We start from the raw sequence: 18,991 nt of genomic DNA on the forward strand, positions 1-18,991 counted from the left end.
TCTTCACAGCTGAATACGTGTTATGCCTTTGGCTTAAACTTTTTTGTCATCCCTTGGCTTTTAGGAGCCACCAGCCTATAACCAAGCTTTTCGTAAAAGACCGGTTCATCAGCAATCATAGAAACGTAAGAGCCTTCAAGTGCAACAGAAGAAAGATAACCGTCGATGTATTCCATGACTTTTCTACCTAAACCGTTACCTTGATAATCAGAATCAACGGCAACGTCGACAATTTCGAAGTTACACGCCCCGTCACCAACAACCCGACCCATTGCAATGAGCTTTCCTTCATCCCGAACAGATACGCCATATAACGAATTGGGTAGGCCAATTTCAGCAGCTTTCAACGATTTAGGTGATAGCCCGGCTTTTATACGCATATCACAGTATTCTTTCGGGCTTGGCACATGCTCTTCATATCTTATTGTCATTATGTACTACTCCTTTGTATCACCTTGGAGCTTACATAACTAAACTGTATAAATAAACAGTTATACGTTGGAAAGATGTTCCCATTAAGCACACAAAGTATCGGGTCTAGAAAAGAACCCGCCGACAACTCTGACGCCATAATAGATATAAGTTGCTCTGAAGCTAGACATTCCTTTTTCTAAACATGTTTCTCTCAACAACGTATCCGCATGCTTTCGAGCACTTTGAGGCAACACCTCTTCCCTCATGAGTTGGTAAAGAGCATCATGCACTAAAGAAGCTTTCATAATGTTTTTTGTGTCTAACGCTGGCCCACTCGCTCCATCCCATGCATAGCCCTTTTTAATCGTTAACACGCCTTGTTTGGACAAACTAAGAAAAGGGCTGTCATACGCGTTACTCACTGAAATGTGAGTCTCAATCTTTTCTTCAGAATGGAGAGTGTATTTATACTTCTGACGCTTTTTGTATTTCATCAGAGACCTCGCGTTTACTTATTCTTATTTATCACGCACAGCTGAATATTTATCCAGAAACCCTAAAAGATCGGCTCTTGTTATTATGGCGTACTACCTATTACAAAGCCCAAATCAATATAAATAGAACTCCATGCAATCAATAAAGCCAGAACCCCTGACTTTATTGACCAAAATTCAACCAACAATCCTTATTCTGAAGGAAGTCTACTCAATTTTTTATGGATATCTTCTACAAAATTGGCTTGTTCACTTGGAGAAACCTCTAGAACATAATGAAAAAACGGACTTGTATGCTCAGTAATTTTATACTCTTCACTTAACAGCTTAATTACTTGTTCATGATTAAATCGTGCGGAGACTAAGCCACTCTCGGTTTCTTGAGTTATAACTATATAGTGAGCGGTTGGAAAAACCGTAAACCTTCCTTCGACAGGAAACCAAGGAGCAAAAGAAATAATCTCGTCATCAATTATGTATGCTTGAGGTTTACTGACATAGGTGTAAGGGTACTTTTCATCTAAATAGGGTCTTGCTGTATCAAACAAGCCATCATAATAAGTTGGTATTTCTACTTTTTGGATTTTACTTAAGGGATCGAAAGTGAAGGTATCAAGTGATTTTAAATTATTACTTCCCGAATCTGGATTATTAACACCATTATCAATAGAAGAACAACCTACAATTATCACTGCACAAAAAAAAGCTAAAATTTTATTCATTATTTCTTTATCTTTAATTGATTGTTTTGAAAGTTAGTCACATTAAAAATGCAACCAATTTAGAAAGTAAAAATGATATATTATTTATATAAAATCCCAAACATATATTTGAATACAGTAAACTTAAATATTCATAATTTATCCATTTTTCTTCTTCCAACTTGGTAACTTGATAAAAAAACGGAGCCGATTGGCTCCGTTTCTCGCTTTATGTGTTACTACTATTTCTTTGGTACTTCTAATTGCATCTCTGGCATGGCATCGCGCTTCGCTTTAATTTTGCGCCAGACTATCCATGCAATGATCACAATCAGCAGCATTATCAAATTACCCACCGCGATAATAATCATGCTGCGCTTACGCTCAGCCTCTCGCTCAGCGATAATTTGCTTTTCCATTTCAATACGGCGCTGTTCGGCTAATTCAGCTTCTTTTGCAATTCGAGCAGCTTCTAGATCAACTTCATCAACAACACTGAAGGTTTGCTCTGGGATAGGAAACACCAACGAGCGCTGAGTTGCAAAATCAGTGGCAAAGATCTCGCCGCGCCATGCGTACTTACCAAGCTCAGCATCGTTATTGAGGTTCAACGTAACTCTCATTCCATCTTTAGAGACCTGTCCTTGGCTGTAACTAATGAAACCATCGGGAGCGTCCTTTTTCACTGTGACTGCAATAGAGCCTGGTGCAATCATACCTTGCTCGCCACTCACCACTAATTGGTGTGGCTTATCGGGATTACGAGCCTGAATAAAAGTACGAGAGATTGGGTTCGGATAAACCAAGATGACTTGCTCTTGCGCTCGTAAGAATACGCCATTGCCAGACGTGATGCGCGCACGGTACTTACCAGGCTCAACGTCTATTGGGAGCTGAACCGTGAACACTCCATCCCCTGCTTTTTCATCCAAGCCTCGGCCGTCATCAGAAAACTCACCCACAACCATCGGCACTGGACGTGCTTCTTTGATCAGCTCATCTTCATTTTCGACAAACTTGGTAAATGTCACGCGCAGATTCACGCGATCAAGGAAGTCGCGCAGTACAAGAGGTTTGCCGTCGGAGGTCAGGCGAGCTGTAAACTTAAGCGCTTCCCCATTATATAATCGGTTTGGGAACAGATCCGTACTGAGCTTTAGGTGAGAAATTAAGCGGATGTTATTTTTAGGCGTAACTTTCCCCACAGCCTGCCATGGACCTGGCATAGGGTTATCAACGGAAATAATATCGAGTGAGGCTTCTTGATACCAACGTACATTGTCGTAAGAGCCCCAAGCATAGTATTTTTTACCGTCAGGACGGACTAAAACAACTGGCTGAGAACTTTGCTCACGATAAACCAAAAACGTGATCTGCTCGATGGTTGGATCAACTCGAAAGCGATTGTCTAACAAAGACATTGTAGATTCACTCGCAGCACTCGAGAGACTACTCCATATCGCTAAAAACGCGACCAACAAAGCCCTCAACATAGCTTCTCCTATTGATGCCAAATACAGTTGTTCACCAACTCTAATCTTTTTTGGTGAGCTTCTAGTTCATCGGCACTTGCGCGCAAAACCTTTAGCGCTTTTCTTCCTTCAATACGACGAATGGTTTCTACCCCACCCTCTTGTTTATTCGCGTTAAATTCTAGACTCGTTTGACCACCCGTCATAAAGAGGTAAACGTCGGCTAGAATCTCCGCATCGAGCAAAGCTCCGTGGAGTGTACGGTGCGAGTTATCAATACCGTAACGTTCACATAAGATATCAAGGTTGTTTCGCTTACCAGGGAAGATTTTCTTCGCCATAGCAAGGGTATCGGTCACCTTGCAGTAGTCGTCCGTTTTGCCGATGTTAGGATCGAGCATGCCAAACTCGTAATCCATAAAGCCGGTATCGAAGGGCGCGTTGTGGGCAACAAGTTCTGCGCCTTTAATAAACTCAAGAAACTCTTGGTGCACGCTCGCGTATTCCGGTTTATCAACCAAGAATTCATCCGTAATACCGTGAACTTCAACCGCTTCTGGTTGGATTTCACGATCGGGTTTTAAATAAACGTGGAAGTGACGACCAGTCAGCTTACGGTTGATGATCTCCACGGCACCGATTTCAATAATGCGGTGTCCCATGTAGTGAGGACCACCCTCGCGGTTCATACCTGTGGTTTCGGTATCGAGAACGACAATGCGGTTATATTCAGAATTGCTGCTGGTATTCATAAGGTTATGTATGTCAGACTATGCTTTATTAAATGTTTCGGCTAATAGTACCAAAAAATATGACCAAACACGTTGAGATTTTCACTGACGGTTCTTGTTTAGGTAACCCAGGACCAGGTGGTTACGGCATAGTATTGCGTTACAAAGACGTAGAAAAGACACTTTCCAAAGGCTATACGTTAACTACCAACAACCGCATGGAAATGTTGGCGGCTGTCGTCGCGCTACAGACGTTAAAACAACCTTGTAAAGTCACTTTAACGACTGACAGCCAATATGTGCGCCAAGGTATTACTCAGTGGATCCATAACTGGAAGAAGCGTGGTTGGAAAACAGCGGATAAAAAACCCGTGAAGAATGCCGATTTATGGCAAGCTCTAGACAAAGAAACCGCACGCCATCAAGTTGAATGGCATTGGGTAAAAGGCCACGCGGGCCATCGTGAGAACGAAATGTGTGATGAGCTAGCCCGGACTGCTGCAGAAAACCCAACTGAGGAAGATACAGGTTACCAACCCTCTTAGCGAGATTCTTTCCTCATAGTGTTACCCTCTCGATTCATCACCCCAAGTGGTGTGAGCTTTTTCTTCAAGCGCCAATGCGGTTTGATAGGCTTGAGAGGGTATGTCCGTTTCCGCGCGACTATGTAATACAAACTCCCAGCGGGTGATGCCCAATCACCAAGACTATTTTCCAACCATGTCCACATCGTACGGTAACGTTTCATCGGAAACAGCGCATAACGATCACAATGAATCACTTGATAATTAAGTAACCCTAACCAATCTTTGATGCGGTTCGACGTAAACATTCGTCCACTCCAAGGCAAATTATGTTTACGCCATGGAAGCAAACTCGCTAATCCAGTCAAGCTTAATGGGTTGAATCCAGTAATAATTACATAGCCATCATCCATCATCACTCTATCGACTTCACGCAACAAACGGTGTGGATCGCTTGCATAGTCGAGCTGATGAGCGAGTATCACAACATCAAAGCTTTTTTCCAAAAAGGGTAATTCGTAACCATCTGCAATCACATTATGCAACGGGTTCTGGATATCTACGTTGACTTGGTGTTGAATGTTACAATTACAGCTGGTTAGCTCACAGCTCAACCCGCCCAGTTTGAGCATATGGTAGCCGAAGAGTTTCGGGCACCATTCATCAAGTCGGGTCTGGATTGACTCAAGCACCCACGGACCGTTGTTCATTGCTGACCAAGTCGACGGGTGTGGTATAGTTTTGTTGCTGAGTGCTGGTTTCATTAACCACCTGACTAAAATGGGTGACGGAGAACGAATCGTGTTAGAGATCAAAAGCATACCCGCATTTAATGATAATTACATCTGGCTGATACAAAATAGCGATAAGCGCTGCGCAGTCGTTGATCCGGGCGATGCGAAGCCAGTATTAGAATTTCTGCAGGCTAACGAATTAACTTTAGAAGCGATTTTAATTACGCACCACCACAACGATCACATTGGTGGCGTTCCAGACTTAGTGCGTGCATTTCCTGACGTCGCCGTTGTGGGCCCAAAATCAGAGCCAATTCCAACCCTAACGACACCAATGGAAGAAGGCGACAAGCTGGAGTTGTTTGGTGAGATTTTCTTAGTACTTGGGTTACCCGGTCATACTTTGGGCCATATCGGTTACGTTGGAGACGGAAAACTGTTTTGCGGTGATGTGCTCTTTTCCGCTGGCTGTGGTCGTATTTTTGAAGGTACGCCTGAGCAAATGTTTGAATCACTGAGTAAACTAACGTCTCTACCAGAAGAAACTCAAGTCTTCTGCGCACATGAATACACGGCGAGTAACGTGGCGTTTGCTCTAGCGGTTGAACCTGACAATGAGCAACTTCGCCAATATCGCGACGATGTAAACCGACTGCGAGCACTCAACATTCCGACACTTCCAACAACAATACGCAAAGAAAAGTGGATTAATCCGTTCTTGCGAACCTCTAACCCTGACGTGGTTCAATCTGTTGCTAGTCGCATTAAAAATAGCGATCCATGCTCGGTTTTTACTGCTTTACGCGAGTGGAAGAACGAATTTTAACCATTTTCTGCTTGTAAGTTTGCAAGACCCCAGTATTATCAGGGGCTGATTTTTCGAGAAGCGCCACTGGCGCTTCTCTTACGTTTGGGGTTGATATAAATCTATTTGAATTTCTCCCCATTGCATAATTAGAAGCTCTTTGCCTCTATAAATTAGTTAGTGTTTAAAAGATGTCTATTATCTTGCGACTGCCACGCACATTACGTTGCGCGACAGGCAGGTGAAGATAAACAGGCCCTAAATAGGCTGAATCCATGCGTTTGAAGTATACTTGGGCGTTGGCGTTGTTATTATCTGGCTGTCAATTGACTCAGTCAGATTCAACGTCTTCTACACCAGAAACCAATAAATCTGAGCAGACTGCAAAGCAAAATGCAGTAAAAGCTCAACCGGGCAATAAATCGTCACTAGCAAAAAAATCCGCTAACGACGCGCCTAAAGTTCTCTCCCCCCAAGAACAAGAAGATGTGTGGCAACGTATCGCCATGCAGCTGGACATGGATATCCCAAACCACAAGAAAGTGGACTACTACCGTACGTGGTATTTAAAGCACCCAAATCACCTTTACACGGTATCTAAGCGTGCGACTCCTTTTCTATACATGATCACAAAACGTATCGAAGAGCGCGGACTCCCAATGGAGCTTGCATTACTTCCTGTAGTGGAAAGTTCATTCGATGCCTTTGCCTACTCACATGGTAGCGCGGCTGGGTTGTGGCAATTTGTCCCAGGCACCGGAAAAATGATGGGATTAGAGCAAAACTACTGGTATGACGGTCGCAGAGATGTGGCAGCAGCAACGGATGCAGCGCTGGACTACCTAGTACAACTAAACGAGCGTTTTGATGGTAACTGGGAACATGCAATCGCCGCTTATAACAGCGGTGGAGGCCGAGTTTCTAGCGCAATTCGTAAGAATAAAAAGCTCGGTAAACCTATCGATTTCTTCTCATTAGACTTACCAAAAGAGACCAGCAGTTACGTTCCTAAGCTATTGGCCTTGGCTGACGTTATCGCAAACCAAGACAAGTACGGACTTAATATTCCTGCAATTCCAAACAAGCCTGTTCTAACGCTTGTTGATCCAGAAGAGCAGTTAGATCTGGCTATTGCCGCAGATTATGCCGGCATTAGCGTAAAAGAGTTGCAGAGTTACAACCCAGCATACAACCAGTGGTCGACAGCGCCTGAGGGGCCGCACCAACTTTTGATTCCCGTAGAGAAAAAAGAGACTTTTCTCACCAAGGTGGAGAAAAATCGCGGTAAAGGGATGAAGGTCGCTCGCTACAAGGTGAAATCTGGCGACTCTTTAAGCGTGCTAGCTAATAAATACGGCACAACCACGAAAGTCATTCGACGTGCCAACGGCCTATCGAATAACAATATTCGTATTGGTCAATACCTGTTGATTCCGACATCAACAAAAGACGATGCAAAATACGCATTAACGGCACAAAACCGATTAAACAAGACTCAATCTCGTGCTCGTGGTCAACTCAAGCTCACCCATGTCGTTCAGTCTGGAGAAAGTTTGTGGTCAATCGCACGTAACAATAAAGTGTCGTATAAATCGTTAGCTAAATGGAATGGTATGGGCCCTAAAGATCCATTGCGTGTGGGTCAAAAGCTAGTGATTTGGAAAGACTCAGACAAAGGTTCTGTGATCCGTACCGTTTTCTACAACGTTCGCTCTGGCGACACCATTAGCGGCATTGCAAGCAAGTTCAAAGTAAAAACGAACGACATCGTGAAATGGAACTCGCTACACAAGAAAAAATACTTACAACCAGGTCAAAAGCTTAAGTTGTACGTTGACGTAACGAAGGTAAGTGTATGAACCCATCAAGCAATCCACTTGTGATGCTGTTGGACATTTTTCGTTCTCCAACATCTTGTTTTCTTGCGCTTTATCAACGCGGTGGATGGGGATGGCAACCGTTCATCTTCCTGATGCTTAGTCCGTTTTTATTCTGGGGTGCTTACTTTTCGAATGTCGATTTCACGTGGCTCAGTGACCAACTTGCTGCGCAATTTCAGCAAATCGACCCGAAGCAGATTGAGCTATTAGAACCAAACACGCTAATGGCAAGCGCGATCATCAATGATGTATTCAACCGCTTTGCCACCTTACTATTGCTCGCGCTTTGGTTCTTTCTTGCAACAAAGGCAAGCAAACAACAATACGGTTACTGGAAATGGTTTGCCGCATCGTGTGCTATCTTATTCCCAGCAGTATTGGGCGATGTAGCAAGCTACGCGAGCTTGCTACTCAAGCATGGTCAGGTAATGACTTACGCTGCCGATTTAAATAGCCTCAATGGTCTATTAAAGCTGCCTCTTACTAACGAATGGTCTCATTTCGCTAGCTCGTTACCTTTGCTTCTGCCTTGGTACATTGTGCTCGGCTACGGCGTTGTACTGACGTGGACGGAGTTTGAACGTGGCCAAGCTTTGGTGATAGCAAGCCTGCCATGGGTATTCTTCTACGTTATTTGGGCACTTTATATTGTGGTAACCTAAGCTAGTTATTTAACGTAAATGACAATAACAATGGGTTATGATCGGAAGCGTCGCTCTGCGGCGCTTTTGCGTACTTAAGCGTCAGACCTCGGTAAAACACATGGTCCAGTGGTAACCCTGTTATAAATTGGACTCGATGATCCGGCAAGAACGTCACCTCTTGTAAGTCCGCAGCCTTTAAGGCCTGCCTCATCGCATTAACGCGAGATTCACTCCAGCTATTGAAGTCTCCAGCAAATAGAATTGGCCCCACATGATGCTTTAAAAGCATTTCAAGCGCCGTTAACTGAGATACATACTCTTTTGTACCCACGGTGAAGTTAATTGCATGTACATTCACCACTGCGAGTTTCTCGCCATTACTCAAGTGATACTGGCTATATAATGCAGACTTAGGTAAGCGAAGCCACGGCTCTTTAGAGGTGTAAGCGCAGGCTTTTTCTGGTTGCCCTTGAGCAATACTAATTACACCGGCACCGCTACCCAGCGCCTTAAAAGCACTCACTTGATTACTAACCCAGCGACCATCCACCAACCACTGTTTAAATGATGGTGTCATGCTGGCTTCTTGCAATAACAGTAACTGCTTATCAGCAGAAAACTCATCGAGTGCACGTTGCCAATTAGCCCGGTTCTGTTTGTAGATATTCCAGACAAGCACATTGATTTTGCCGTCATGATCGAGAGCTTTTGAATCGCTAAATTCGATGCACCTGATATCTTGTGTCAGCTCGGTACCTGTTTGAGTAATAATTTGCGGCTGATCTGGTACGGTGAAAATAACCTGGAAGCCAACCAATACCGCCATTACGAGAAAAGCTAACGCCAAAAAAAAAACGCTTAAACATACGACAAACCTGAATGTAGGCACCCGAAATCTAGAACAACAAATCTCGGGTTAAATGATTTCACTAATAAGCAAACAACAAAAAAGGAGCCACTTGGCTCCCTTTTAGCATAATAAATACGAAACAAGTGACAAGAAACCTTAGATCGCGTCTTCGTCTTCTTCACCAGTACGAATACGAACCACACGCTCAATATCAGTGACGAATATTTTACCATCACCAATCTTACCAGTTTGCGCGGTTTCAATGATTGTCTCTACGCATTTATCAGCCACATCTTCCGTTACAACGATTTCGAGCTTCACTTTAGGTAGAAAGTCCACCATGTACTCTGCACCACGGTAAAGCTCGGTGTGACCTTTTTGGCGACCAAAGCCTTTCACTTCAGAGACGGTCATCCCTGTAATGCCAACTTCAGCTAGCGCTTCTCGAACATCATCCAGTTTAAATGGCTTGATAATCGCTTCAATTTTTTTCATGTTCATCCCTTAAGCTTCAATCGATTGCGCTTATTATCGTTTAGCGTTTCGCAACATTCAATGTTTGTCTCTGATCCACCAGCGAAAATCCAGGCTGAGCAAATTAACATAGCGAATATCGTGAGTTGATAAAACCCAATGAGGACTGCTCATGCCCAATCGTCCAAGCTTTTTCAGACTCGCGTTTACTTCAAACTTGCGTAGTAAGCCGCTAGATTAGCGATATCTTCATCAGACAACAATGAAGCTTGAGCTTGCATCACAGCAGCAAGCCCACCTGTTCGCTCTTTATTTTTATAAGCTTTAATTGAACTGATAATATATTGCTCATTTTGCCCTTTCAGATTTGGGTAACCCGGAATGACAGCAATACCATCAGCGCCATGACACGCCGCGCATACTCCCGACTTTGCTTGACCTGCTGCAGCATCTCCCGCAGCTAGAGCCTGCCCACTGAACATGGTTAACGCCACCATTGCACCCATGATTGTTTTCTTCATTGCTTCACCTAATCAATTATTATTTAAGGATTTTTATATTTTATAATCGACATTGTGGCATGAATTTTCATTACCTGCGCCAAATAAGTTCACAATCTTGACCATTAAACGCCTGATCAACGAACAGATCTGCCACAGCAACGACTCGGTCTTGGTACATTAAAATCGGAATTTGACGACGCAGCCAGCTTGGCACATTGTATTCTTGGAATAACTTCTTCAGTTTTCGACTGTGATTACGCGTGGTTGGATGCGCTGATAAGCCTTCCGGATTAAAGGTCACGCGAAGCAATTCTGGCTGACTCGGAAGCGCAATCGTTGCGTTGCTAGAACTCGTCGTTAAGGTCAGCTCCCCTAGCCGCTCTGGAAGCGATAAAACGGTATCAACTTGAATCGTACTTTGCCACTTAGTGACATCAGCCGTTTCCGTTACCCAATAGAGACGATTTCGAAAACGGCGCACTTCACCTTGTTTAAGTTGTAGTTTGGGGTTGGCATCTTGCTGAGCTAATGCCACTTCATTCCAGATAAGATTGAGTTGTACCTGAGTCGGCATACTAGTATTAAGCTTAGACAGCCACATACGAATCAAGCGCGCACGCGCTAATCCACTGTGCTTAGCCAGTTCTTCAATACTCAAACTTAGATCCGTTTGTAAAGCGCGTTCAAACACCGCGCTCAATAGTTCATCCAATAGCGCTTCTTGTTGAGCACATAAGTTTGCACTGCGCTGAACCGCTTGATGGATACTCGGCCAACGACCAGACAATTCAGGAATAACACAATGACGAAGAAAGTTACGATCATAACGGGTATCTTGATTGCTTTCGTCTTCCACCCACTCCAAGCCTAATTTAGTAGCGGCGTCTTCGATGGTCTTCCGCTTGATAGTAAGCAATGGTCGAACTAGAGATCCGCAAGAAAACGGCATACTCTCCGCCATCGAAGATAACCCTTTTGGCCCGCTACCGCGCTTAAGAGCAAGGAGAAAAGTCTCTATTTGATCGTCGGCATGTTGACCAGTCAACAGTATATCGCCTTCTTGAATGTACTTAGTTAAGGCTTGGTAGCGAGCTTCACGAGCAAGAAGTTCAATACTTTCACCATTGCTGATGTCTAAGCTCACTCGCTCAATCGAGCAAGATATCCCCACTTGTTGTGCCCAAAGTAAGCATTTATCGGCCCAATTATCGGCATTCGAGCTTAAACCATGGTGCACATACACAGCGTGACACTCTATCGAATGCGCTTGTTGGTAGCGACTGAGTAATTCGAGTAAAAGACGTGAATCCACTCCTCCGCTAAACGCCAAGACAACCTTAGTGCCTAATTGATAGTAGCGGCCGAGAACTTGAGCAAAATGCAGGTAAAGCGATTCCATAAACGATCCGATAGATGCAAAAAAGGGCTGGACTCTCATCCAACCCTTTCTATTTTAACTGTTATCAATTGAGATATCAGCTAACGCTTAACAGCAATCACCGAAATTAACAGTAACCGTAGCTCATTAGACGCTGGTAACGACGCTCACGTAGCGTCTCTTCATCCAGTTGTTCTAGATCTTCTAGCTGACGAAGTAGTGTCGCTTTCATATTCGCTGCCATTTGAACATGATCGCGATGAGCGCCGCCTAGTGGCTCTTCAATGATTTCGTCGATCAGTTCAAGCTCTTTAAGACGCGGAGCAGTTAGACCCATTGCCTCTGCCGCTTGTGGCGCTTTGTCTGAATCACGCCATAAGATTGAAGCACAACCTTCAGGAGAAATTACTGAGTACGTAGAGTACTGAAGCATGTTCACGTAGTCGCCTACACCGATTGCTAGTGCACCACCAGAACCGCCTTCACCAACAACGTTACAGATTACTGGCACTTTAAGACCAGACATCACTTTTAGGTTTTTCGCGATAGCTTCAGATTGACCACGCTCTTCTGCGCCCACACCTGGATACGCGCCAGCCGTGTCGATAAATGTGATAATCGGCATGTTGAAACGCTCTGCCATTTCCATCAAACGTAGCGCTTTACGGTAACCTTCTGGTTTCGGCATACCAAAGTTACGTTTCACCTTTTCTTTGGTCTCACGACCTTTTTGGTGACCAATGATCATCACAGGGCGGCCTTCAAGGCGAGCCATGCCACCCACAATCGCTTTGTCGTCTGCAAACGCGCGGTCACCCGCTAATTCATCAAACTCCTCAAAAGCGTGTTGGATGTAATCCAGCGTGTAAGGACGTAGTGGGTGACGAGCCAGTTGAGCTGTTTCCCATGCACCTAGGTCGCTGAAGGTTTTTTTCTTCAGCTCTAAGCTTTTCTTCTCAAGCTGTTCGATTTCTTTATCCAGGTCAATCGCAGAATCACCACCGTGACGAGAGACATCACGTAATGCTTCAATTTTCGCTTCTAGTTCTGCAATTGGCTTTTCAAATTCAAGAAAGTTTAGGCTCATCTATGAATCCTTGTTTACTCAGCGTCTAACATATTGCGCTGAATTTTTAGTTAAATTCGAGTTCTACCTGGCTTTTGCCAAGTAACTGTTTTAAATCGTCGAGTAATGTATCACTTGGCGTTACTCGCCACTCGGTGCCCAATGTTAACCGCGCTCTGGCGTCGGCACGCTGGTAGTATACATTGACGGGTACGGTTCCGGCTTTGTGCGGTTCTAAAATACGGCTGAACTGCTCAAAAAACTGATCATTGATCTGATTTGCATCTATCGATACCGACAAACCACGAGCGTATTTCTCGCGCGCACTGCCAAGATCCATAACTTCACGCGCCGACATTTTAAGGCCACCGTTGAAGTCATCAAAGCTGACCTGTCCAGAAACGACCAAAATTCTGTCTTTTTCGAGAAGTTCAGCGTATCGATCCAGCGCATCTGAGAACAACATCACTTCCATACGACCACTTCGGTCATCCAGTGTCATAATACCAATTCGTGTACCACGCTTGGTCGTCATTACACGAGCGGCAATAACCAGGCCGGCTACCGTGACAGATTGATCGCGGCGAGTGGGCGTTGCGTCTTTTAGTCGACAACTGGTGTATTTGTTTAGTTCCTTTACGTAGGCGTTAATTGGGTGCCCTGTCAAATATAGGCCTAGGGTATCACGCTCGCCCTCTAACCACACTTTTTCTGGCCAAGGCGGAACCTGCGTATACTTATGCTCTACTTCTTCAGGTGCATCCGTCAGCACACCAAACATATCCGTTTGACCAAACGCCTCAGCTTGGTGATGTTGACTTGCTGCTTTTACCGCATCATTGAGTGACGCCATCATCGCCGCGCGGTGTGGGCCTAGTCGATCCAACGCGCCCGCGTAAATCAGCTTCTCTATCACTCGTTTATTGACGCGTTTTAGATCAACTCGAGCACAGAAATCAAATAGGTCTTTAAAGTGACCACCTTTATTTCTCGCCTCAAGAATCGCATCGATAGGGCCCTCACCAACCCCTTTTATCGCACCAATACCGTAAACAATTGCGCCATTTTCATCAACATTAAAGCGATATAGGCCAGAGTTGATGTCTGGTGGCAGCACGGTAAGCTTCATACGGAAACACTCATCGACCAAGCCAACGACTTTTTCCGTGTTATCCATATCGGCTGTCATTACCGCAGCCATAAATTCGGCAGGATAATGTGTTTTCAGCCAAAGAGTTTGATAAGAAACCAATGCATAAGCAGCAGAGTGCGATTTGTTAAAACCATAACCGGCGAACTTTTCTACCAAGTCGAAGATTTTCATCGCCAACTCGCCATCGATACCGTTCTTTATCGCACCTTCTTCAAAGATAGCACGTTGTTTTGCCATCTCTTCTGGCTTTTTCTTACCCATTGCACGACGAAGCATGTCCGCACCACCTAGCGTATAACCCGCTAAGATCTGCGCAATCTGCATTACCTGCTCTTGGTACAGGATGATGCCGTAGGTTGGATCAAGCGTCTCTTTTAGCGACTCGTGTTGCCACTTTTCATCTGGATAAGAGATCGCTTCTCGACCATGTTTACGGTCGATAAAGTTATCTACCATGCCCGATTGCAAAGGACCCGGACGGAAGAGTGCTACCAATGCGATAATGTCTTCGAAACAGTCTGGCTGAAGTCGTTTGATCAGCTCTTTCATGCCTCGAGATTCAAGCTGGAATACTGCTGTCGTTTCAGAGTTTTGCAACAAACGGAAAGAGGCAGGGTCTTCTAACGGTATGGATTCAATTTGAACCGGTTCTTTCCCTTCTCGCTCTAGGCGTGGGTTAATCAGTCCTAACGCCCAGTCAATAATGGTTAAGGTACGTAAACCCAAGAAGTCAAACTTAACTAGGCCAGCGGTCTCAACATCGTTTTTATCAAATTGAGTAACCGGAAAGTGACCTTCAGCGTCTGCATAAATTGGCGCAAAATCGGTAATTGTTGTAGGTGAAATTACAACACCACCAGCGTGTTTACCGGCGTTTCGCGTACAGCCTTCCAAAATATGACACATGTCGATGAGTTCTTTAACTTCCTCATCGGCCTCATACAATTCAGGTAGTGCAGGTTCAGCTTTAAACGCTTTATCTAGCGTCATGCCTGGATCGGGCGGGATCAGCTTTGAAATACGATCAACAAAACCAAATGGGTGGCCCAATACGCGGCCAACGTCACGGATTACCGCTTTTGCCGCCATGGTACCAAACGTGATGATCTGAGATACCGCGTCGCGACCGTACATTTCCGCAACGTGGTCAATAACCTGGTCACGTTTATCCATACAGAAATCGACGTCGAAATCGGGCATCGAAACACGTTCTGGGTTCAAGAAACGTTCGAACAGCAAGTCATATTCTAGTGGATCCAGATCGGTGATTTTTAGTGCGTAAGCCACCAAAGAACCAGCACCGGAACCACGTCCAGGACCTACAGGAATTCCATTATCTTTTGACCACTGGATGAACTCCATTACGATCAAGAAGTAACCAGGAAATCCCATTTGGTTGATAACATCTAGCTCTATCTGAAGACGTTCATCATATTCAGGGCGGCGACGTTTTCTCTCTTCCTCATCTGGAAATAGGAACTCTAAACGCTCTTCCAACCCCTCTCGGGATTTCATGACTAGGAACTCAGTCTCTTTCATCCCTTCGGTTGGGAAAGCTGGTAGGAAGTACTCACCTAAGCGCACAGTCACGTTACAACGCTTCGCTATCTCGACACTGTTTTCTAACGCTTCAGGAATATCAGCAAACAGCTCACACATTTCTTCTTCTGTACGAAGATATTGCTGCGGACTGTAGTTTTTTGGCCTACGCGGATCTTCTAATGTGTAACCATCGTGAATCGCTACGCGTATTTCATGAGCATCAAATAGGTCTGGACTCAGGAATACAACTTCATTGGTCGCCACTACTGGCAAGTCCTGCTGCTCTGCCAATTCAACCGCAAAGTGAAGATAAGTTTCTTCATCTGGACGACCGGTACGAAGTAGCTCAAGATAAAAGCGATCTGGAAAATGCTGTTTATAGAAATCAACACACCCTTGCACTATTTGACGGTTGCCTTTCAAAAGGCCGCGACCAATTTCCCCGCTTTTACCGCCGGATAATACAATCAGGCCTTCAGACATTTCAGCCAACCAGGCTTTGTCAATCACTGGGTGGTGTTGAACATGTCCACGTAAGTACGCTTTTGATATCAATAACGTCAGGTTCTTATAACCTACATTATCCGCCGCAAGCAAAGTCACTTGTGTCAGCTCTTCACCAAACTCGTCCGACTGCATTTTAAAGTCAGCACCAATGATCGGTTTAACACCACTGCCATGCGCCGTACCGTAAAACTTCACCAAACCACATAGGTTGGTAAAGTCGGTCAACGCCATTGCGGGCATACCGAGCTCAGCAACTTTCTTTACGATTGGCGGAACTTTGTTGAGGCCATCCACCATCGAGAAGTCACTATGAACACGCAGGTGGATGAATTTGGGATCTGACATTAACAGGTACCGTGTAACTCTATTTTGTTGGGGATTCTAACCTAAAGAGGTTGGGTTTATAACACCAATTAGATCGTTTGATTATTCTATGCCTAACGCTTTTTTTACTGGCTTGAAACTCTTGCGGTGTTCACTGATCACTCCGTGTTGCTCAATCGCTTCAAAGTGCGCTTTAGTTGGGTAACCTTTGTGCTTCGCGAAGCCAAATTGTGGATGAAGTTTATCCAACTCTTCCATCTCTTGGTCACGCACGACTTTGGCAATAATTGAAGCCGCACTGATTTCGGCAACACGTAGATCGCCTTTTACTACAGCTTGAGCATCCATAGGCAGCTCCGGACAACGGTTACCATCAATCAACACCAAATCAGGTTGAACCTGTAACCCCGCCACTGCACGCTGCATCGCAACCATAGTCGCCTGCAAAATATTCAGTTGATCGATTTCTTCAGGAGAACAACGCCCGACCGCCCACGCCAATGCTTTTTCTTTGATTTCAGGAAGCAGCGCCATGCGTTTCTTTTCGGTCAATTTTTTCGAATCGTTCAACCCTTCAATAGGATTGTTAGGATCAAGGATAACCGCAGCGGTGACGACGTCTCCTACCAAAGGGCCGCGTCCTACCTCGTCGACTCCGGCCACAAGCTGATAACCTTGCGGATATTCAAACGGAGGGAGTTCAACTTTGGTTTTGGTCGCTTTTGGTTTAACAGCCATGATAAATCTCTATTTCTCAATCAGTTTTAGAACCGCGTTTGCGGCTTGTTGGTCCGCATCTTTACGAATCCAATGATGCATTTCCGTAAACTTATCTAACATCGGTTTATTGTCGCTTTCCAATAAGCGAGAAACCTCAGTAAACAAATTGTCTGGTGTGCACTCATCTTGTAGATATTCTTTGACGAGCTCATCATCCGCCAAGATATTCGGCAATGACACATACTTCGTTTTCAATAGACGTTTAGCTAAAAAAGCAGTAAATGCATTCACACGATAACCCACCACCATTGGACGCTTGAGAAGCATACACTCCAACGCTACGGTACCGGAGGCCAGCATCACGGCATCGGATGCGGTGATGACGTTGCGTGCGGTGTCATCAACTAACTTGAAGTCTAATTCTGGTGCGAGCACTTTCCATGCTTGTTCAAACTGCTCACGGCGTTTTTGATTAACAAGCGCGACAACAAACCCCAGTTCTGGAAATTTTTTATGGAGTAACTTGCAGGTTTCAATAAATGGCTCTGAGAGCATTTTTAACTCGCTACCACGACTGCCTGGCAGGACAGCAAGCCACTTTTTATCTTGTTCTAAACCAAGCAACTCACGTGCAGGCGCTTGTTCTGATTCTAGTGGGATGGCATCAGCCAAGGTATGACCAATGAACTCGCAAGGTACATTAAATTTGTCGTAGAACGCTTTCTCAAACGGAAGAAATGCTAGTACCAAGTTCGTTGCCGCTTCTATTTTAAAGATGCGCTTCTGACGCCAAGCCCAAACAGACGGACTCACGTAATGAACGGTTTTAATGCCCGCTTGCTTGAGGTCAAGCTCCAGGCGTAAGTTGAAGTCAGGAGCATCGATCCCGATGAAAACATCAGGCGGATTCTGAGTAAAATACTGAACGAGCTCAGCTTTCACTTTAAGAAGTCTCGGTAAGCGGCCTAAAACCTCGACTAATCCCATCACCGCAAGCTCTTCCATATCAAACAGAGACTCGCAACCTTGGGCTATCATTTTCGGACCGCCAATGCCTACGAACTCTGCGTCTGGATATTGTTGCTTTACTGCTTTGATAAAGCCTTCACCTAGCGTATCGCCAGACAATTCTCCGGCAATGATGCCAATACGTAATGGTCTTTCCATATCTACTTCGCTATTTTTCCTGTGCGCTATGGATAACGGTTTGCCTTATCCATAAAACACAAAAAGATCGTAACCTCAAATTCGGTCACGATCTTTTTATTTATTGGTTCATTCGCCAATTAACGAATAATGCCACGTTCCGTCGTTTCCAGAATATCTGAGAAACGCTTCACTGCTGGCCACTCTTGAGCCATTTCAGCTAGAATAGGCTTCACTTCTTCTAGCGTCTTACCTGAACGGTAGATTTCTTTATACGCTTTTTGTAGCGCACGAATCTCTGGTTTCTCAAAGCCATTACGCTTCAAGCCAACAAGGTTCAAGCCGAATGGAGTAGCGTGGTTACCTTGCGCGAGTACATAAGCTGGGACATCTTGCACCACAGCTGAACAGCCGCCAATGTAAGCGTAAGCGCCCACTGTACAAAACGGATGAATCGCAGACAGTGCCATCACACCGGCATAATCATCAACTGTAACGTGACCACCAAGAATCGAGTTATTACCGATATGAGTATGGTTACCAATAACAACATCGTGCGCAACGTGTGCATTCACACATAATAAGTTGTCATCACCAATGATCGTGGTTGCTTTGTCTTGCACTGTGCCGCGATGAACTTGGACCGCTTCACGAATGACGTTACGATCACCGATAACCACAGTTGTGTCTTCACCACCGTATTTTTTGTCTTGGTTTTCTTCACCAATGACAGCATGTGGGAAAATACGGTTATCTTTGCCAATAGTTGTGTGACCTTTGATCACAACGTGAGACATCACTTCTGTGCCTTCACCAATTTCAACCGTAGAGGTGATGTACGTAAAAGGACCTACTGTTACGTTAGCACCAATTTTGGCGCCCTCTTCTACCACCGCTGCCGGGTGGATTTTAGCGGTTTCATGAATCAT

Annotated in this window: 19 protein-coding genes; 4 read left to right on the forward strand and 15 right to left on the reverse strand. The window is 44.8% G+C overall.

What is annotated here, in order from left to right; genetic code table 11:
- Window positions 1-20 precede the first annotated feature (20 nt).
- The 5 genes from R7F07_RS02110 to dnaQ all read right to left on the reverse strand — a co-directional run bounded on the left by R7F07_RS02110 (window position 21) and on the right by dnaQ (window position 3,833).
- The gene (locus R7F07_RS02110; protein ID WP_005391824.1) at window positions 21-431 is read right to left on the reverse strand and encodes a GNAT family N-acetyltransferase; all 411 of its coding nucleotides are present in this window, start codon (window positions 429-431) and stop codon (window positions 21-23) included.
- A gap of 84 nt (window positions 432-515) precedes the next feature.
- On the reverse strand, window positions 516-908 hold the full coding sequence (locus R7F07_RS02115) for a DUF1353 domain-containing protein (RefSeq protein ID WP_017633769.1): 393 nt from the start codon (window positions 906-908) through the stop codon (window positions 516-518).
- A gap of 191 nt (window positions 909-1,099) precedes the next feature.
- Window positions 1,100-1,630, reverse strand: a complete 531-nt coding sequence (locus R7F07_RS02120) for a hypothetical protein (RefSeq protein ID WP_005380387.1) — start codon at window positions 1,628-1,630, stop codon at window positions 1,100-1,102.
- Between the two features lie 221 nt (window positions 1,631-1,851).
- Window positions 1,852-3,102, reverse strand: coding sequence for a TIGR03503 family protein (locus R7F07_RS02125; protein WP_025768253.1), 1,251 nt, complete (start codon window positions 3,100-3,102; stop codon window positions 1,852-1,854).
- Window positions 3,103-3,110: 8 nt separating this feature from the next.
- The gene (dnaQ, locus tag R7F07_RS02130; protein ID WP_017636047.1) at window positions 3,111-3,833 is read right to left on the reverse strand and encodes a DNA polymerase III subunit epsilon; all 723 of its coding nucleotides are present in this window, start codon (window positions 3,831-3,833) and stop codon (window positions 3,111-3,113) included.
- Between the two features lie 59 nt (window positions 3,834-3,892).
- Here dnaQ and rnhA point away from each other — a divergent pair, with 59 nt between their 5' ends.
- The gene (gene rnhA, locus R7F07_RS02135; RefSeq protein WP_005380384.1) at window positions 3,893-4,357 is read left to right on the forward strand and encodes a ribonuclease HI; all 465 of its coding nucleotides are present in this window, start codon (window positions 3,893-3,895) and stop codon (window positions 4,355-4,357) included.
- Here the strand turns inward: rnhA and R7F07_RS02140 are convergent.
- Window positions 4,354-5,100 (reverse strand): class I SAM-dependent methyltransferase, encoded by a 747-nt coding sequence (locus R7F07_RS02140; protein ID WP_017636046.1) that lies wholly within the window; start codon window positions 5,098-5,100, stop codon window positions 4,354-4,356. The genes rnhA and R7F07_RS02140 overlap by 4 nt on opposite strands.
- A 37-nt stretch (window positions 5,101-5,137) precedes the next feature.
- Between R7F07_RS02140 and gloB the strand changes: the two genes are divergently transcribed.
- The 3 genes from gloB (at window position 5,138) to R7F07_RS02155 (ending at window position 8,417) form a co-directional block, all read left to right on the forward strand.
- On the forward strand, window positions 5,138-5,896 hold the full coding sequence (gene gloB, locus R7F07_RS02145; protein ID WP_017636045.1) for a hydroxyacylglutathione hydrolase: 759 nt from the start codon (window positions 5,138-5,140) through the stop codon (window positions 5,894-5,896).
- Window positions 5,897-6,150: 254 nt separating this feature from the next.
- The gene (locus R7F07_RS02150; protein WP_017820746.1) at window positions 6,151-7,734 is read left to right on the forward strand and encodes a LysM peptidoglycan-binding domain-containing protein; all 1,584 of its coding nucleotides are present in this window, start codon (window positions 6,151-6,153) and stop codon (window positions 7,732-7,734) included.
- The gene (locus R7F07_RS02155; protein WP_005380375.1) at window positions 7,731-8,417 is read left to right on the forward strand and encodes a YIP1 family protein; all 687 of its coding nucleotides are present in this window, start codon (window positions 7,731-7,733) and stop codon (window positions 8,415-8,417) included. Before R7F07_RS02150 ends, R7F07_RS02155 begins: the two co-directional genes overlap by 4 nt.
- Window position 8,418: 1 nt before the next feature.
- Here R7F07_RS02155 and R7F07_RS02160 read toward each other — a convergent pair whose 3' ends face one another.
- The 9 genes from R7F07_RS02160 to lpxA all read right to left on the reverse strand — a co-directional run bounded on the left by R7F07_RS02160 (window position 8,419) and on the right by lpxA (window position 18,991).
- Window positions 8,419-9,225, reverse strand: a complete 807-nt coding sequence (locus R7F07_RS02160; protein WP_182038611.1) for an endonuclease/exonuclease/phosphatase family protein — start codon at window positions 9,223-9,225, stop codon at window positions 8,419-8,421.
- A gap of 180 nt (window positions 9,226-9,405) precedes the next feature.
- Complete coding sequence (gene glnB, locus R7F07_RS02165) at window positions 9,406-9,744, reverse strand: nitrogen regulatory protein P-II (protein WP_005380372.1); 339 nt, start codon at window positions 9,742-9,744, stop codon at window positions 9,406-9,408.
- A gap of 185 nt (window positions 9,745-9,929) precedes the next feature.
- A complete protein-coding gene (locus R7F07_RS02170) occupies window positions 9,930-10,244 on the reverse strand; it encodes a c-type cytochrome (protein WP_017636043.1) in 315 nt (104 codons plus the stop codon).
- 70 nt (window positions 10,245-10,314) lie between these two features.
- Complete coding sequence (tilS, locus tag R7F07_RS02175; RefSeq protein ID WP_171343219.1) at window positions 10,315-11,625, reverse strand: tRNA lysidine(34) synthetase TilS; 1,311 nt, start codon at window positions 11,623-11,625, stop codon at window positions 10,315-10,317.
- A gap of 106 nt (window positions 11,626-11,731) precedes the next feature.
- On the reverse strand, window positions 11,732-12,691 hold the full coding sequence (gene accA / locus R7F07_RS02180) for an acetyl-CoA carboxylase carboxyl transferase subunit alpha (protein WP_005380365.1): 960 nt from the start codon (window positions 12,689-12,691) through the stop codon (window positions 11,732-11,734).
- Window positions 12,692-12,737: 46 nt separating this feature from the next.
- On the reverse strand, window positions 12,738-16,217 hold the full coding sequence (dnaE, locus tag R7F07_RS02185; protein WP_005385364.1) for a DNA polymerase III subunit alpha: 3,480 nt from the start codon (window positions 16,215-16,217) through the stop codon (window positions 12,738-12,740).
- Between the two features lie 81 nt (window positions 16,218-16,298).
- The gene (gene rnhB, locus R7F07_RS02190; RefSeq protein ID WP_005380361.1) at window positions 16,299-16,934 is read right to left on the reverse strand and encodes a ribonuclease HII; all 636 of its coding nucleotides are present in this window, start codon (window positions 16,932-16,934) and stop codon (window positions 16,299-16,301) included.
- A 9-nt stretch (window positions 16,935-16,943) separates the two neighbouring features.
- Window positions 16,944-18,083 (reverse strand): lipid-A-disaccharide synthase, encoded by a 1,140-nt coding sequence (gene lpxB / locus R7F07_RS02195; RefSeq protein WP_047102603.1) that lies wholly within the window; start codon window positions 18,081-18,083, stop codon window positions 16,944-16,946.
- 119 nt (window positions 18,084-18,202) lie between these two features.
- Window positions 18,203-18,991: an acyl-ACP--UDP-N-acetylglucosamine O-acyltransferase gene (gene lpxA, locus R7F07_RS02200; RefSeq protein WP_005380357.1), complete on the reverse strand. Its 789-nt coding sequence runs from the start codon at window positions 18,989-18,991 to the stop codon at window positions 18,203-18,205.

Origin of the sequence: Vibrio sp. YT-16 (genome assembly GCF_033337405.1) — a bacterium.
Classification (GTDB): Bacteria; Pseudomonadota; Gammaproteobacteria; order Enterobacterales; family Vibrionaceae; genus Vibrio; species Vibrio alginolyticus.

What these genes read in the sequence shown, in the direction of transcription:
- R7F07_RS02110 (WP_005391824.1), bottom strand. Translation starts at nt 431, where the DNA reads ATGACAATAAGATATGAAGAGCATGTGCCAAGCCCGAAAGAATACTGT.
- R7F07_RS02115 (WP_017633769.1), bottom strand. Translation starts at nt 908, where the DNA reads ATGAAATACAAAAAGCGTCAGAAGTATAAATACACTCTCCATTCTGAA.
- R7F07_RS02120 (WP_005380387.1), bottom strand. Translation starts at nt 1,630, where the DNA reads ATGAATAAAATTTTAGCTTTTTTTTGTGCAGTGATAATTGTAGGTTGT.
- R7F07_RS02125 (WP_025768253.1), bottom strand. Translation starts at nt 3,102, where the DNA reads ATGTTGAGGGCTTTGTTGGTCGCGTTTTTAGCGATATGGAGTAGTCTC.
- dnaQ (WP_017636047.1), bottom strand. Translation starts at nt 3,833, where the DNA reads ATGAATACCAGCAGCAATTCTGAATATAACCGCATTGTCGTTCTCGAT.
- rnhA (WP_005380384.1), top strand. Translation starts at nt 3,893, where the DNA reads ATGACCAAACACGTTGAGATTTTCACTGACGGTTCTTGTTTAGGTAAC.
- R7F07_RS02140 (WP_017636046.1), bottom strand. Translation starts at nt 5,100, where the DNA reads ATGAAACCAGCACTCAGCAACAAAACTATACCACACCCGTCGACTTGG.
- R7F07_RS02150 (WP_017820746.1), top strand. Translation starts at nt 6,151, where the DNA reads ATGCGTTTGAAGTATACTTGGGCGTTGGCGTTGTTATTATCTGGCTGT.
- R7F07_RS02155 (WP_005380375.1), top strand. Translation starts at nt 7,731, where the DNA reads ATGAACCCATCAAGCAATCCACTTGTGATGCTGTTGGACATTTTTCGT.
- R7F07_RS02160 (WP_182038611.1), bottom strand. Translation starts at nt 9,225, where the DNA reads ATGGCGGTATTGGTTGGCTTCCAGGTTATTTTCACCGTACCAGATCAG.
- glnB (WP_005380372.1), bottom strand. Translation starts at nt 9,744, where the DNA reads ATGAAAAAAATTGAAGCGATTATCAAGCCATTTAAACTGGATGATGTT.
- R7F07_RS02170 (WP_017636043.1), bottom strand. Translation starts at nt 10,244, where the DNA reads ATGAAGAAAACAATCATGGGTGCAATGGTGGCGTTAACCATGTTCAGT.
- tilS (WP_171343219.1), bottom strand. Translation starts at nt 11,625, where the DNA reads ATGGAATCGCTTTACCTGCATTTTGCTCAAGTTCTCGGCCGCTACTAT.
- accA (WP_005380365.1), bottom strand. Translation starts at nt 12,691, where the DNA reads ATGAGCCTAAACTTTCTTGAATTTGAAAAGCCAATTGCAGAACTAGAA.
- dnaE (WP_005385364.1), bottom strand. Translation starts at nt 16,217, where the DNA reads ATGTCAGATCCCAAATTCATCCACCTGCGTGTTCATAGTGACTTCTCG.
- rnhB (WP_005380361.1), bottom strand. Translation starts at nt 16,934, where the DNA reads ATGGCTGTTAAACCAAAAGCGACCAAAACCAAAGTTGAACTCCCTCCG.
- lpxB (WP_047102603.1), bottom strand. Translation starts at nt 18,083, where the DNA reads ATGGAAAGACCATTACGTATTGGCATCATTGCCGGAGAATTGTCTGGC.
- lpxA (WP_005380357.1), bottom strand. Translation starts at nt 18,991, where the DNA reads ATGATTCATGAAACCGCTAAAATCCACCCGGCAGCGGTGGTAGAAGAG.